The following is a 15353-nucleotide window of genomic DNA, read 5'->3' on the forward strand; positions in this document are numbered from 1 at the left end:
CGCTGCCCGCGTCAACAGTGGGTCAGGTGAAGCTGCGCACGCCGTCCCAGTCCACCAGCTTCCAGCCGGTGACCGGGTTGCCCGATATGACCACCCGCCCGACATTGGGCAGAGGGTGGCTGTTCAGCAGCGACGTCTTGGGGTTTTTGACGTTCATCAGGGTCCACACCATGATCGCCGTCCCCTGGGAGAACACGACGGGCTTGTTGTGGCCACTGTCGTAGATCTTGCGAATCGCACCGGTGAACTGGGAATTGAAATCGGTGCCGCTCAGCGAGCCCGGGATGCTGGTGTCGATATCGCCGTCGAGCCAGCGGACCGGCGCCAGCAGGTAGGTCGAACTGGCCATCGCCTCCGGCTTGCCGTTGAACCAGCCGGCGTTGATGGCCTGCAGGCCCTTCACGATCTCGGCGTGCTTACCCAGTTCGCTGGCCAACGGCGCCGCGGTCTGCTGGTCGGCGGCCATGGGCGAGGTGTAAATCCAGTCGAAGTCGCTGCGTCCCACCTGACGGGCCAGCTGTTGTGCCTGTGTCTGGCCTTCGGTGGTGAGGCTGGGACCCGGCTCCACGGTGTCGATGACACCGTCGGCGTTGGCCTGCGATTGCGCGTTCCGGATGAAGGTCAACGTGATGCTGCGTGCCTGCGGGGTGCTGCCGCCGCATGCCCCGACGAGGACCGCCGCGACGAGCACTACTGAGACAGTGAGGGCCTTCCCGATCCTGGTGCGCTTCGCCATGGCGATAGCCTGCCCTGCCGACACCGTCGGTGGGAAGGGTTTGCGATGGTTACTTCGGAGAAAGTGCCGATTTTGGAATCTGGAGGAGACTCGTATGCCGATTGACCCCAGTGCCGTAGGCGCAGTGACCGAGCCGCAGCTGTTCGAATGGACAGACCGGGACACTCTGCTCTACGCGCTCGGTGTCGGCGCCGGCATCGACGACCTGCCGTTCACCACCGAGAACAGTCACGACGTTCCGCAGCAGGTGCTGCCGACCTACGCGGTGATCTGCTGCCCGGCCTTCGGTGCGGCCGGCAAGGTGGGCAGCTTCAACTGGGCGATGCTGCTGCACGGCTCGCAGTCCGTCCGGTTGCACGCGCCGCTGCCGCCGGCCGGGAAGCTGTCCGTGGTCAGCGAGGTGGTCGACATCCAGGACAAGGGCGAGGGCAAGAACGCCGTGCTGATGCTGCGCGGCCAAGGCAAGGATCCCGACAGCGGGACGCTGATCGCCGAGACACTGACCAACCTGGTCATCCGCGGTGAGGGCGGCTTCGGCGGCGAGAAGGGGGAGCGCCCGGCAGCCCCGGAGTTTCCCGACCGCGAGCCCGACGCGCGGGTCGACCTACCGACGCGCGAGGACCAGGCGCTGATCTACCGGCTGTCCGGGGACCGCAACCCGCTGCACAGCGATCCCTGGTTCGCCACCAATCTGGCCGGGTTCCCCCGCCCGATCCTGCACGGGCTGTGCACCTACGGGGTGTCGGGTCGCGCCCTGGTCGCCGAACTCGGCGGTGGTGTGGCCGCCAACATCACCTCGATCGCCGCGCGGTTCACCAAGCCGGTGTTCCCCGGCGAGACGTTGTCGACGTTGATCTGGAAAACCGAACCGGGCAAAGCGCTGTTCCGCACCGAAGCATCCGGCGCCGAGGGACTCGGGCCCCGGCTGGTGCTCGACGACGGTGAGGTCGACTACGTCGAGCCCTGACGGTCGAGGGTCCGGTAGTAGTGCGCATAGGCGGCCGCGGGCACCACGACGAACGTGAGCACGATCAACACGATCGAGAAGTAATTCGCGCCGCCCTGCCGGGTGAGCAGCAGCGGCCGGTAGTCGAACGACACCGCCAGCGCCACCGAGATCACCACGGCCGCAACCGGTAACACCTTGTCGGTGAACCGGTTTCGTTTCACCTTCGGATGTCTGGTGGTGTCGCGCGCCAACGCGATCAGCGCGATCGGGACGATGATGAACTGGACGAACCGGGCGATCACCGCGAGACCGGTCAGGTTCTCGATGTCGAAGCGCAGCGCCAGTGGGAACGCCAGGGCCAGTGCCGCCGTGATGGCGAACGCGAGCATCGGGACGCCGAAGCGGTTCTTCCGCGACAGTCGTGCCGGCAGAGTTCTGGTGGCAGACAACGCAGTCCACAGGCGCGGCGCGCCGAACGATGCCGCGACGTTGATGCCGAACATCGACACCAGGGCGCCGAAGACCACGACGGTGCGGAAGGCGTCGTTGCCGATGGCCGCGGCGAGTTTGACCGTGTCGGTGGAATGCACGACCCGGTCGGCACCCAGCAGCATCGCCACGGTGACCGCGAGCACGTAGACGGTGGCGACGGCCAGAATCGATATCGGTATGGCGCGCGGCAGATTTCGTTCCGGCGCGTGCATCTCCTCGGCGGCGTTGGCGATCGATTCGAAACCGGTGAATGCGTACAACGCGGCCACCGTGGCCAGTACCAATCCCGATGCGCTGCTCTGGCCGAGGTGGACGAACCCGAATAACGCGTAGGGCGCGGGCGAGAAGACCTCGGGCGAACTCGCGGCGGCGTAGTCGTTGACGTGTCGCGCGACGATGATCCACAACCCGCCCAGGATGAACAGCGAAAGCGCGAATATCTTTCCCACGGTGGAGATTCCGTTGGCCCACTCGATCACCCGGTTGCCGAACAGGTTGATCACCAGCAACACCGCGACGAAGAGCAGGAACGTCAACGTCTTCACACTGATCAACTGGGTGTCATTGGCCCAATTCTCATGCGGGAAGACGACTTTGAGAAAAGTCGCCACGAAGATCGAGGCCAGCACCCCCCAGGCGATGGATGCCACGACGGCGTGGGTGACGCCGACGTAGATACCGATCCGTTGGCCGAACGCCGCCGTCGTGTAGGCGTAGGACGCGCCGTTGGTCTTGACGTAGCGGGCGGCGGTGGCGAAGACGGTTCCGACGATGCCCGCGAAGGCGGCGGCCAGCACGTAGGCCAACGGCGCCAGTGGCCCGGCGAGCCTGATCACCGCGCCCGGGGTCAGGAAGATGCCCGCCCCGATGATCGCGTTGATCCCGAGCATGACGATGCTCCAGAAGCCGAGCTTGCTGATCGCACGCCCTCCTAGCCGCATCCGGCCCAGGATCAGGGCTGGTTAGTACACGTTCGTACCACGGGCGCTGAACAGCCAAACTTGGGTGCGGGCTATGCTCCGTCGGCGCCGTTGGCGCCCGGTGTTCCGAACCAGGATCCTCCGGCGCCACCGAGGGCGCCGGCCCCGCCGGCTCCAGGTGCGGCGCCAGTTCCGCCGTCACCGCCCCCGCCGCCGTCGCCGCCGTTTCCGATGATCTGGGCGTTCCCGCCGGCTCCGCCCGGCCCGCCGTTGCCCCCGTTGCCGATGCTGCCGTTGCCGGAGGGAGCCACACCGAGGCCGGCGTTGCCGCCGTCGCCTCCGGTTCCGCCGCCGCCCCCGGCACCGGCGTTGCCGAATAGCAGCCCACCCTTGGCGCCAGTACCGCCGCTGCCGCCGCTGCCACCGTCCCCGCCATTGCCGCCGATGCCGCCGCCGGCACCGGACGTGCTACCGCCTCGGCCACCCTTGCCGCCGTTGCCGGCGTCACCGCCGGCGCCGGCGTTGCCGCCGTTGCCGGTCAGCTGTCCGCCGTGGCCGCCGCTGCCGCCGTTGCCGCCGTTACCTCCGCCGCCCCCGGTGCCTCCGGTGCCCCCCAGAACGGTGGCGGTGCCGTCGGTCCCGATCTGGGCGACGCCGCCGTTTCCGCCGGTGCCGCCGCCGCCGGCGTCGCCACCGTTGCCGAACAACCCGGCGGTGCCGCCGTTTCCGCCGTCCCCGCCCCGGCCGCCGGCGCCGCCGGCGACGCCATTGTGCGCGCTGCCGCTGGAAGTCTGGGTGTTGCTGCCGCCGGTGCCGCCGCTGCCGCCGGCCCCGGCGTCGCCGAACAGCAATCCGCCGTTCCCGCCGACGCCACCGTTGCCACCGGCGCCTCCGACCGCCCCGCTTTCCCTACCGACGGTGCCGCCACCGGCACCGCCGTCGCCGCCGTGGCCGCCGGCGCCGATCAGCCCGGCGCTGCCGCCGGCACCACCGTGACCGGCCACCCCTCCGGCGGAGTTGGTGCCGCCGGCTTTGTTGGACCCGCCGGCGCCGCCGCCACCACCGTCTCCGCCGTTGCCGTACAGCCACCCCCCGGTGCCACCGGCGCCGCCGCTCCCGGCAGCCGCTCCGGAACCCTGGCCGCCGGTCTGGTCCCCGCCGCCCCCGCCGGCCCCCCCGTGGCCGCCGTTGCCGAACATGCCGGCGCTACCCCCGACGCCGCCGCCGGCACCGGTACCGCCCATCCCGGCCGAGGTGTTCTGCCCACCATGCCCACCGGCGCCACCGGCGCCGCCACTGCCGAACATGCGTGCCCCGGCCCCGCCGGAGCCGCCGAACCCGCCGAGGCCGCCGGTAGCCCCACCACCCTTATTCGTTCCACCGCCTCCGCCCGCGCCTCCGGTGCCACCGTCGCCGTACAGCAACCCGGCTGCGCCGCCGACTCCGCCGACTCCGCCCGCGCCGCTGGTCATGCCGCTCGGGGGCGATCCGGCTGAGTTGTCACCGCCGGCCCCGCCGGCCCCGCCCGCGCCGCCGTTACCGGTGAGGTAGCCTCCGCCGCCGCCGGCCCCGCCCGCGCCGCCGGCGCCGCCGGAGGCGTTTGTCAGAGCAACGTTGTTAGTACCGCCGTCTCCGCCGGTCCCTCCGCCCCCTCCGGCACCGAACAGACCCGCGTGACCACCGGCGCCGCCGGCCCCGCCAGCTGAAGTGGCCGCGGAATTCTGGCCGCTGCCGCCGTCGGCGCCGTTACCGCCGGCACCGGCGCCACCCCAGAGCAGTCCGGCATCGCCGCCGGCACCGCCTGCCCCACCTGCCCCACCTGCGGTACCCGCATTGCCGTTGGCGCCATTCGCCCCTGCACCGCCGGCCCCACCCGTACCCAGCAGCCATGCGTTGCCGCCCGCCCCGCCGGCCCCGCCCGCCGCTCCCAGCGCGGTGGCCGCACCGCCGGCGCCGCCCCGTCCGCCATCGCCGTAGAGCCAGCCGCCGGAGCCGCCGGCACCGCCGGCCGCTCCGGCGCCACCACTGCCGCCGAGTCCGCCGTTGCCGATCAGTCCGGCGGCACCCCCGGCCCCACCGGGGCTGCCGGCCGACGTCTGCGAGAAACCGTTGCCGCCGTTGCCGTACAACAACCCGCCGGCTCCGCCGTTCGGGGCGGCGGCGGTCCCGTCTGCACCGTTGCCGATCAACGGGCGCCCCAGCAGTGTCTGGGTGGGCGCATTGATCGCGTTGAGCAGAAGTTGCTCGGCACTGGCCGTTTCCGCCGCGCCATAAGCGCTGCCGGCATTGGCCAACGCTTGGACGAACCGTTGGTGAAACGCTGTCGCCTGCGTGCTGAGCGCTTGATACGCCTGACCGTGCGCGCCGAATATCACTGACAGGGCAGTGGATATCTCGTCGGCGGCGGCGGCCTGCAGTTGTGTTGTCGGGATCGATGCCGCGGCACCCGCGGCGCTGATCGCCGCTCTGATGGCGGCCAAGTCCGTTGCCGTCGAGGTGATGTATTCCGGATTCGCGAGCACAAACGACATGACAGTCCTCCCGATAGACTGCCGCGCAGCTTACGCCGATCGCGCAGGGGTGGGCACAATTTTGCGCGATTGGTTGCGTTGTGCCGGATTGTGAAGCGGCAAGCGTTAATTCACGTCAGCGTCAGCTAATTCACGGGCCAGCCGGGCGGTGAAGTCGGCGACGTGGACCGGACTGTCCAGCGCGAACAGCGCGGCGGTGGCCCTGTCGCCGTCGTCGTTGTGCCGCACCACAATTGGGATCCCATCGTGGTGCACCGCATCGAAGGCGTCCTCGTCGGTGATGTCATCGCCGAGATAGATCGGCACCAGCGGTACCGACCCGCCGTCGGTCAAGTGCTCGATCACCCATCGCAGTGTCTTGCCCTTGTCCCAGTCGAGATCCGGACGCAGCTCGATGACTTCGCGCCCGGTCGTCACCCGCAACGCGTCGCGCCGGCCGGCCGTGCGCACCGCCGCAGCCACCTCCCCGACCCGGTCGCGGGCCGCGTTGCGATAGTGCACTGCCACGCCAAAACGCTTGTGTTCCACCACGACACCATCGATGGAGCCGAGTCGCTCGCGCAGCTGCCCCGCGGCTTCTTCGAGCACCGGGATGGCCGCCGCGGCGTCTTCGTTCTGATGATGAGTGCCGTCGGGTGCGGTCAGTTCGAATCCATGGCTGCCGGCGTACCAGATTCCGGGCAGACCCACTCGCTCGACGACGTCGGTCAGGTCGCGCCCGCTGAGCACCGCGACCGGGCACCGCGTCGCCAGTTCCCGCAGCGCCTCTGTCGTACCGGGCGCCGGCCGGGCCGCGTCGGGATCGTTGACGATGTCCGAGAGGGTCCCGTCGAAGTCGAAGAACACCGCGGGCCGCCGGACCGAGAAGTCGTCGGCCAGGCTGACGGACTGCAATGCATCCGGCAACTCCGACATCCGCCGGTCGCCGGTGCGCGCGTCGATCTCGTCGACGCCGGAGATGACCGCGTCTGCATCGTCGGACGCGGCGCCGACGGCGATCACCAGCGCGAAACCGGCGGCGCGGGCGGCCGTGACGCCGGACTCGCCCGCTGCGACGACGGCACAACGGCCCGAGCGCACCCCCAACCGTTGGGCGGCTTCGATCGCGGCGTCACCATTGGATGTGAAGACGCCGGTGCGCACGTGGATGTCGTGCAGACGGTCCGACACGGTGTCGGTGCCGGGCAGTGTGGCGTCGAACAAGACGGCATCGATGCGTCGCGGGTCGATGGTGACCGACATGCACCCACCTTCTCACGGTGGACCGCCGAGGGGTCAGCGGCGGCGCGCTCGCACCGGCACCGCCGAGGGCCGCGGCACCCGGCGCGCCGGCACCCGGCCCGGACGCTTGCGCCGACGGTCGAAAGGCAGCACCGAGTCCTGACCGAGCGCAAGCAGCCGCGCCATGCCCAGTTCGATCCCGCCGGCAAGCCGCGCGAGGTCGGCTGCGGTGTGGTAGTCGGCGATGAGACCGAACACCAGCTCGTCGGCGTAGCCGATCACCGAGATCCTGGTGCTGAACTCGGGTGCGGTCGGCGGGATCGGCAACAATCGCTCCAGTTGTCGGCCCATCAACCGCAGCCGTTCCCGCGGTCCGAAGGCATGGATGGCCAGCGTGACGGTGTGTTGTCCGGGCGGCCGTATCAAGGACTGAACAGCCTTGGCGCACAACTTGAATGGCGAGGGGAACGGCTGGCTGGCCCGGTTCGGTTCCGGGCGCACTGCCCGCAGTTGCCGCAACGGGTCCTCGTGGTCGACCGGCAGGAAGGGCAAGACTGCACCGACCGTGCGCACCGAGTCCGAGCGGGGCTGGTGGCCGTGCTGGACCAGCACGCCGCGAAAGCCCTCGGTGATGGCCGCGACCGCGACCTCGTCGGCGCTCACCCCGAACTTGCGGGCCATCCGGTCCACGGCGGCGCGAGGAACCCGCACCGCGCGGTAATGCCGAAGGGTGTTCACCGGGCCGGCCGGTTCGGGCCACGTCATCACCGTGGCCGCGGCGCTGACGGCGGCTTTCGCGATGTCCAGTGGGGTCTGCATCAGGGTGTGCACCCAGCTTGGCCTATCGGCGCCAGGGTCCGAATCCCGTTGTCCGGCAACGGTATCGGCGAATGCTTCGCTGTCAGCCTCGTCACAGAGCCGCGCCAGCAGGTGGGCCGGCGGGATGGCGTGGGCGATGCTGTGGTCGACCTTCATCAAGATCGCCCATCGATTGCCCTCGAGGCGTTCGATGACCCAGCACTCCCAGCGCGGTCCGTTCACGTCGAGGGGACGCTCGAGCGCGTGGGCGATGGCCCGGAACAGTGCTGCGTCGTCACCGGGCTGCGGCAGGGCTACCCGGTGGACCTGCCCGGGCCCGTCGAAGCCCAGCTGGATCCGTTCGGCCAGCAAATTCCTGATCAACTCGTGGCCGGGTTTGGATCCGGCGATGACGGCAACCGCACCGGTTGCCATGCCTGCGTGTCGGTCGCGTTCTGGAGTCCTGAAGGACCCCGCCTCCGAAGTCGTCGTTCCTGCCATGCCCAGTCCCCACCGTGTTTGTTCAAGTTGTACCAGTATCCGGGTGGGTCATGCGCATCGACAGAACGGTCAGGTTAAGAGTGTGTTGTCCAGTTGAAGATGCGTTTAACTGCGACGATGTGCCGCTGAGGCTATTGGCCGCAAATTGTTTCAATAGCGTTCCGAAGCTGTTCCGATGACGAACACAGACCGGTGGGTGCGCGTTCGCACATCGAACAGACGTTCGATACACTGGCGTCATGGGGTGGCACAACGGCCCGCCGAGTTGGGCCGAAATGGAGCGGGTTCTCGATAGCAAGCCGCGTCATGCCGGGATGCCCGCTCCGTTCGGTCCTCCCGAAGATGGTCCGCTGTCGCTCAAACGGGAAGCGTATTCAGCAAAAACACACGGACAACGACACCGTTCCTCCGTGGCGTACGCCGAGTTGCATGCGCATTCTGCATACAGCTTTCTGGACGGGGCCAGCACCCCGGAGGAACTGGCCGAGGAGGCCGCCCGGCTGGACCTGCGCGCGCTGGCGCTGACCGACCACGACGGGCTGTACGGGGCGGTGCGGTTCGCCGAAGCCGCGGGTGAACTCGGTGTGCGCACGGTATTCGGCGCCGAGCTGTCGCTGTCGTCGGTGGCGCGCACCGAGCGACCGGACCCGGCCGGCCCGCATCTGTTGGTGCTGGCACGGGGACCCGAAGGGTACCGGCGGTTGTCCCGGCAACTTGCCGTCGCGCATCTGGCCGGTGGTGAGAAAGGCAAACTGCGCTACGATTTCGACGCACTGACCGAGGCGGCCGGCGGGCACTGGCATATTCTGACCGGCTGCCGCAAAGGGCATGTGCGACAGGCGCTTTCCGAAGGTGGCCCGGAATCGGCGCGGCGGGCGCTGGCCGATCTGGTGGATCGGTTCGGCGCCGGCCGGGTCAGCATCGAGCTGACCCATCACGGTCAACCGCTCGACGACGAACGCAACGCGATGCTGGCCGGACTGGCGCCGCATTTCGGCGTCGGCGTCGTCGCCACCACCGGGGCGCACTTCGCCCATCCATCCCGTCGGCGATTGGCCATGGCCATGGGTGCGATCCGGGCCCGGCAGTCTCTGGACGCGGCCGCCGGCTGGCTGGCTCCGCTCGGTGGTTCGCATCTGCGCTCGGGTGAGGAGATGGCGCGGCTTTTCGCGCAGTGCCCCGAGGCGGTGACCGCGGCCGCCGAACTCGGCGAGCAGTGTGCGTTCGGCCTCGCGCTGATCGCACCGCAGCTGCCGCCGTTCGACGTCCCCGACGGGCACACCGAGGACAGCTGGTTGCGTGCGTTGACCATGGTGGGCGCGACCGACCGCTACGGGCCGGCCGGGCGGGCGGCGAAAGCCTACGACCAGATCGAGCACGAACTCAAAGTCATTGCCCAGCTGCGGTTCCCGGGCTACTTCCTGGTGGTCGACGACATCACCCGGTTCTGCCGGCGCAACGACATCCTGTGCCAGGGCAGGGGATCGGCGGCCAATTCCGCGGTGTGCTACGCCCTCGGAGTGACCGCCGTCGACCCGATAGCCAACGACTTGTTGTTCGAACGCTTTCTGTCGCCCGCCCGCGACGGCCCCCCCGACATCGACATCGACATCGAGTCCGACCAGCGCGAGAAAGTCATCCAGTACGTCTACGACAAGTACGGCCGGGACTATGCCGCCCAGGTCGCCAATGTCATCACCTACCGGCCGCGCAGCGCGGTGCGCGACATGGCCCGCGCCCTGGGTTTCTCGCAGGGCCAACAGGACGCGTGGAGTAAGCAGATCAGCCATTGGTCCGGGCAGCCCGTCGACATCGAAGGCATCCCGGAAGGAGTGGTCGACCTGGCCAACCAGATCCGGAACCTGCCTCGGCACATGGGCATTCATTCCGGTGGCATGGTGATCTGTGACCGTCCGATCGCCGACGTGTGCCCGGTGGAGTGGGCGCGCATGGAAAACCGAAGTGTCCTGCAGTGGGACAAAGACGACTGTGCGGCAATAGGTTTGGTCAAGTTCGACCTGCTGGGGCTGGGCATGCTGTCGGCGCTGCACTATGCGCGGGATCTGGTGGCCGAGCACAAAGGCATCGAGGTGGACTTCGCCCGGCTCGACCTCTCCGAGCCGGCGGTCTACGAGATGTTGTCGCGGGCCGATTCGGCGGGGGTGTTCCAGGTGGAGTCTCGGGCACAGATGGCCACGCTGCCGCGGCTGCGGCCCCGGATCTTCTACGACCTGGTGGTGGAGGTGGCGCTGATCCGTCCCGGTCCCATCCAGGGCAATTCGGTGCATCCGTACATCAAGCGCCGCAACGGCATCGAGCCGGTGGTCTACGACCATCCGTCCATGGAGTCGGCATTACGAAAGACGCTGGGAGTGCCGCTCTTTCAAGAACAACTGATGCAGCTGGCGGTCGACTGCGCCGGCTTCACCGCCGCCGAGGCCGACCAGTTGCGGCGCGCCATGGGGTCCAAGCGCTCCACCGAACGCATGCGCCGGCTCCGCGGCCGGTTCTACGACGGCATGCGCACCCTGCACGGCGCCGACGACGAGCTGATCGACCGGATCTACGAGAAACTGGAGGCGTTCGCCAACTTCGGCTTCCCGGAAAGCCACGCGCTGTCGTTTGCGTCGCTGGTGTTCTACTCGTCCTGGTTCAAGCTGCATCACCCGGCGGCGTTCTGCGCGGCGTTGCTGCGTGCCCAGCCGATGGGTTTCTACTCGCCGCAGTCGCTGGTGGCTGATGCGCGACGGCACGGGGTGCTGGTGCACGGCCCGTGTGTCAACGCCAGCCTGGCATTCGCCACGCTGGAGAACGCGGGCATGGAAGTGCGTCTCGGGCTGGGGGCGGTCCGCCATATCGGTGACGAACTGGCCGAAAAGCTGGCCGAGGAGCGAAAGACCAACGGCCCGTTCGCCTCTCTGCTGGACCTGACGTCCCGGTTGCAGTTGAGCGTGCCGCAGACCGAGGCGTTGGCGACGGCGGGGGCGCTGGGTTGCTTCGGGATGTCCCGGCGCGAGGCGCTGTGGGCGGCCGGTGCTGCGGCCACCCAACGGCCGGACCGGCTGCCGGGGGTGGGGTCGTCGTCGCACGTTCCGGCGCTGCCCGGGATGAGCGAGCTGGAACTGGCCGCCGCCGACGTGTGGGCCACCGGGGTCTCCCCGGACAGTTATCCGACGCAGTTCCTGCGGGCCGACCTGGACGCAATGGGGGTGGTGCCGGCGGTGGAGTTGGGATTGGTGCCCGACGGTGACCGGGTGCTGATCGCCGGTGCGGTGACCCACCGGCAGCGCCCCGGGACCGCTCAGGGGGTGACGTTCGTCAACCTCGAAGACGAGACCGGCATGGTCAACGTGTTGTGCACGCCGGGAGTGTGGGCCCGGCACCGCAAACTGGCGCAGACGGCACCGGCGTTGGTGATCCGCGGCCAGGTCCAAAACGCCAGCGGCGCAATCACCGTGGTCGCCGAGCGGATGGGTCGCATCACGCTGGCGGTGGCCTCGAAGTCCCGCGACTTCCGTTGATGCGCTCGCGGGTCAGTGAGCGGGCACGGCGCGGACCACTCTCCGCGCCGAACGTGTAACCACTGCGAAAAATCGCCGAATTTTTCGCAGCCACAACACGTTCGGCGTAGGGTCCGGCCGGCAGGTAGCCTCCAGAGCATGGCCTTGAACCTGACCGTCGATGAAGTCCTCAGCACCACCCGCTCGGTCCGCAAACGCCTCGACTTCGAAAAACCAGTGCCGCCCGAGGTGCTGATGCAATGCCTCGAACTAGCGTTGCAGGCCCCGACCGGTTCCAATTCGCAAGGCTGGCAATGGGTTTTCGTCGAGGACCCGGACAAGAAGAAGGCAATCGCCGACGTCTACCTGGCCAGGGCCCGCGACTACCTCAGCTCCCCGGCCCCCGAATACGACGACACCCGCGGCGAGCGGATGGGGCGGGTGCGCGATTCGGCGCGGTACCTCGCCGAGCACATGCACGAGGCGCCGGTGCTGCTCATCCCGTGCATCGAGGGCCGCGAAGCCAAGTCGCAGCTGGGCGGGGTGTCGTTCTGGGCGTCACTGTTCCCGGCGGTGTGGAGCTTCTGCCTGGCGTTGCGTTCGCGCGGGCTGGGCTCGTGCTGGACCACCCTGCACCTGTTCGACGGCGGCGAACGCGAGGTGGCCGACGTTCTCGGCATCCCCTACGACCAATACAGCCAGGGCGGTTTGTTCCCGATCGCCTACACCAAAGGCACCGACTTCCGGCCGGCCAAGCGTCTTCCTGCCGAGAGCCTGACGCACTGGAACAGCTGGTAGCCCGAACCTAGATCGCCCCGGGGTAACCCTGCTGGCGCCACGCCTCGTAGACGGCGACGGCCGCAGCGTTCGACAGGTTCAGCGAACGCCGTCCGGCCAGCATCGGGATGCGCACCTGCTGGGTGATGTGCGGATCGGCGAGGGTCGCCGCGTCCAGGCCGGTGGGTTCGGGTCCGAACATCAGCACGTCGCCGGGCCGGTAGTCGACGCCGGCGAACGGCGACGTCGCTTGCGCGGTGAAGGCGAACACCCGCTCCGGTGCCAACGCCTCCCACGCCCACTCGAGCGAAGCGTGGACCGTGACCGAGGCCAGGTCGTGGTAGTCCAGCCCGGCGCGCCGCAGTTTGGGTTCGGACAGGTCGAAACCCAGCGGCTCGACCAGATGCAGTTCGCAGCCTGTCGCGGCCGCCGTCCGGATGGCATTGCCCGTATTCGGGGCAATACGAGGCGAATAGAACAGCAGCCGGAACATGGGGTCGATCATGGCAAAGTCCGCGAGCGGCCCGGCCGAAAATCCTGTCGTTTCCGCATTCCCTCCAATTGGGTAAACAACGCCTGTCAATCGGGTTCTTAGGTGAAAGGGCGGCAAATGGCTCATGAGGGCGGGCGTTGGGACGTAGGTGCCAAAAAGGGCGAGGTGTACATCGCTCGCATCTCCGAAGAAGACGAGGCGCTGTTCGAAGATCTGATAGCACCCGACGAGGCTCGCAATCTGGTCGACCTGCTGACGAAGTACGCCGACAAGGCCGATGAGTATGACGAAGACGATGACGACGACGACGATGACGATGACGACGATGACGATGATGACGAAGACGATGACAAGGACTCCAAGGACGACTGATCGCGACGACCAGTCACACCGGCGACAGTTCTGCCCGCAGCCCGGCGACGCGTTCCTGCGCGCGCCGGGCAACCGCGGGACGTAATAAGGCACGAGCGGTCAGAATGACCGCCTTCGGCAGCTGGGCCACCACCAGCAGCGATCAGGAACAAAGCCGGTCCGCCGACCCTGGTGCGCGGAGGCGGAACGATGCCGTCTCGAGCGGCTGAACGCGCGTCCGGTTCGGTCACCTGAGAGGTTTCCAAGAAGTCTTTTAGAACTCTTCAAGCCCCCTGCAGAAATCTCGGTACCAGCAAGTGGAATGCCGAACCCGGGGGAGCCGAAGATGAGCGTCGAATCCGTGCAAGTGACCAACACCTACCCGCACGCCGACAGCCGCTACGAGAACGTCGAAGCGACCGTCACCTTCGCCGTCGACCCGACCCACCTGGCCAACCAGCGCATCGTCGACCTCGAGCTGGCTCCCCGCGACGCCGACGGCCTGGTCCGCTACGAAGCCGACCTGCGCCTGATCCGCCCGGTGAACGGCGGCAACGGCAAGTTGCTGTTCGTCGTCCCCAACCGTGGTCTGCCGACCAACGCCCCCTGGTTGAAGGGCGGCTTCCTGCTCGACCGCGGCTGGACCATCGCCTCGTGCGGCTGGCAGTGGGACGTGCAGCGCGGGCCGGCCGTCCTGGGCCTGACCGCCCCCCAAGCCGAAGTCGAGCCCGGCTTCATGCGCCTGGAATGGCGCTCGGACACTACGAAAGACGACCACGTGCTGAGCTTCACCGCACCCGAGATCGAGTCGATCCCCGGCGCCGACGTGCTGTTCAAGTTCACCGACTACCCGACCGTCGACGTCGACGACCCCGAGGCCGTGCTGACCGTGCGCACCGCACCCGACGCCGAGCCGACCGTCGTCCCCCGGGACACCTGGCGCTTCACCGACCAGACCCACGTCGCCGTGGACGGCGGCTTCCAGCCCTTCCACTGGTACGAGCTGACCTACCGGACCGCGCTGGCTCCGGTCGCCGGCACCGGTCTGCTGGCCATTCGGGATATCGTCTCCCACCTGCGCGCCGACGGCATCGAGCACACCTTCGCCTACGGCGTCTCCCAGGCCGGCCGGCTGCTGCGCCAGTTCGTCTCCGACGGCCTCAACGTCGACGAGGCCGGACTGCCGGTCTTCGACGGCATCTTCAGCGACTTCGCCAGCGCCGCCCGCGGCCAGTTCAACCAGCGTTACGCGCAGCCGTCGACCCCCGGCGGCAGCGGGCGCGGCACCGCCGACCCATTCGGCAACGCCGACCTGCTCGCCGTGCAGCGCCAACTCGGCGGGGTGCCGAAGACCATCTTCACCAACAGCGCCACCGAGTACTGGCAGGGCGACGGCGCACTGGTCCACGTCGACCCGCACACCGGCCAGGACCTGCCCGAGGACCCCGACGTCCGCACCTACCTGCTGGCCGGCACCGACCACTTCGGCAGCAGCAAGATCAAGAACGCGCTGCCCGCCGCCAACCCGGTGCACCAGCTCGACGTCACCCCGGTCACCCGGGCACTGCTCGTCGCACTGGAGAACTGGGTCGTCGACGGCATCGAGCCTCCCGCCAGCGCCGTGCCGCGGACCAGCGACGGCACCGCCGTCGCCCGCAAGGACGTGCTGTCGCACTTCGGGTACGCCAACGTCCCTTCGCCGGCCTGGTTGCCGTCGGCGCGTCGCGGCCAGTCCCACGTCGACCTGGTGTCGGCGGTCGACGCGGACGGCAACGAGGTGGCCGGGATCCGGCTGCCGGCCGTCGCCGCGCCGCTCGCGGTCTACACCGGTTGGAATGCCCGCCGGTACACCGAGGAGCTGCCCGACGTGCTCTACGAGCGGATCGGCAGCAAGCTGGCCTTCGCGCCGGGACGGCCGTCGGTCGCCGAGCGCTACCCGACCAGCGGCGACTATGCCACCGCAGTCCGCGCCGCCGCGGAAGACCTTGTGGTGCAACGGTTCTTGCTGTCCGAGGAGGTTGACTCGGTGGTCAAGAAAGCGGTGTCCGGTTACCCCGTCGGCTGATGGACAGCTAACTACTGCG

11 protein-coding genes are annotated in these 15353 nt (G+C 68.7%); 5 read left to right on the top strand and 6 right to left on the bottom strand.

The features are described from left to right. Positions 1 to 22: 22 nt before the first annotated feature. Positions 23 to 736, bottom strand: coding sequence for a histidine phosphatase family protein (locus AC5Y46_RS14670; protein WP_499941581.1), 714 nt, complete (start codon positions 734 to 736; stop codon positions 23 to 25). A gap of 94 nt (positions 737 to 830) precedes the next feature. Here AC5Y46_RS14670 and AC5Y46_RS14675 point away from each other — a divergent pair, with 94 nt between their 5' ends. Beyond that, on the top strand, positions 831 to 1703 hold the full coding sequence (locus tag AC5Y46_RS14675) for a MaoC family dehydratase (protein ID WP_499941583.1): 873 nt from the start codon (positions 831 to 833) through the stop codon (positions 1701 to 1703). On the opposite strand, the gene AC5Y46_RS14680 is transcribed toward AC5Y46_RS14675, so the two are convergent. The 4 genes from AC5Y46_RS14680 to AC5Y46_RS14695 form a co-directional block, all read right to left on the bottom strand. After that, positions 1688 to 3118 carry an APC family permease gene (locus AC5Y46_RS14680; protein WP_499941585.1) on the bottom strand — a complete coding sequence of 477 codons (1431 nt, stop codon included), beginning with the start codon at positions 3116 to 3118 and terminating at the stop codon, positions 1688 to 1690. The two genes, AC5Y46_RS14675 and AC5Y46_RS14680, sit on opposite strands and share 16 nt — an antisense overlap. A 71-nt stretch (positions 3119 to 3189) precedes the next feature. Next, positions 3190 to 5628 carry a PE family protein gene (locus AC5Y46_RS14685; RefSeq protein ID WP_499941586.1) on the bottom strand — a complete coding sequence of 813 codons (2439 nt, stop codon included), beginning with the start codon at positions 5626 to 5628 and terminating at the stop codon, positions 3190 to 3192. 105 nt (positions 5629 to 5733) lie between these two features. Beyond that, complete coding sequence (gene otsB / locus AC5Y46_RS14690; protein WP_499941588.1) at positions 5734 to 6870, bottom strand: trehalose-phosphatase; 1137 nt, start codon at positions 6868 to 6870, stop codon at positions 5734 to 5736. A gap of 33 nt (positions 6871 to 6903) precedes the next feature. After that, complete coding sequence (locus AC5Y46_RS14695; protein WP_499941589.1) at positions 6904 to 8148, bottom strand: wax ester/triacylglycerol synthase domain-containing protein; 1245 nt, start codon at positions 8146 to 8148, stop codon at positions 6904 to 6906. A 239-nt stretch (positions 8149 to 8387) separates the two neighbouring features. Here AC5Y46_RS14695 and AC5Y46_RS14700 point away from each other — a divergent pair, with 239 nt between their 5' ends. Next, positions 8388 to 11669: an error-prone DNA polymerase gene (locus AC5Y46_RS14700; protein WP_499991948.1), complete on the top strand. Its 3282-nt coding sequence runs from the start codon at positions 8388 to 8390 to the stop codon at positions 11667 to 11669. A gap of 138 nt (positions 11670 to 11807) precedes the next feature. Continuing rightward, positions 11808 to 12446, top strand: a complete 639-nt coding sequence (locus AC5Y46_RS14705; RefSeq protein WP_499941593.1) for a nitroreductase family protein — start codon at positions 11808 to 11810, stop codon at positions 12444 to 12446. 7 nt (positions 12447 to 12453) lie between these two features. Here AC5Y46_RS14705 and AC5Y46_RS14710 read toward each other — a convergent pair whose 3' ends face one another. Then, the gene (locus AC5Y46_RS14710; protein WP_499941887.1) at positions 12454 to 12918 is read right to left on the bottom strand and encodes a tRNA (cytidine(34)-2'-O)-methyltransferase; all 465 of its coding nucleotides are present in this window, start codon (positions 12916 to 12918) and stop codon (positions 12454 to 12456) included. 117 nt (positions 12919 to 13035) lie between these two features. Between AC5Y46_RS14710 and AC5Y46_RS14715 the strand changes: the two genes are divergently transcribed. Together AC5Y46_RS14715 and AC5Y46_RS14720 are read left to right on the top strand one after the other, a co-directional pair. Further along, entirely contained in the window at positions 13036 to 13290 is a 255-nt protein-coding gene (locus AC5Y46_RS14715) for a hypothetical protein (RefSeq protein ID WP_499941594.1), read from the top strand. Positions 13291 to 13615: 325 nt separating this feature from the next. Next, on the top strand, positions 13616 to 15334 hold the full coding sequence (locus AC5Y46_RS14720; protein WP_499941596.1) for an alpha/beta hydrolase domain-containing protein: 1719 nt from the start codon (positions 13616 to 13618) through the stop codon (positions 15332 to 15334). Positions 15335 to 15353: the final 19 nt, after the last annotated feature.

Source organism: Mycobacterium sp. NGS59, from assembly GCF_059812345.1.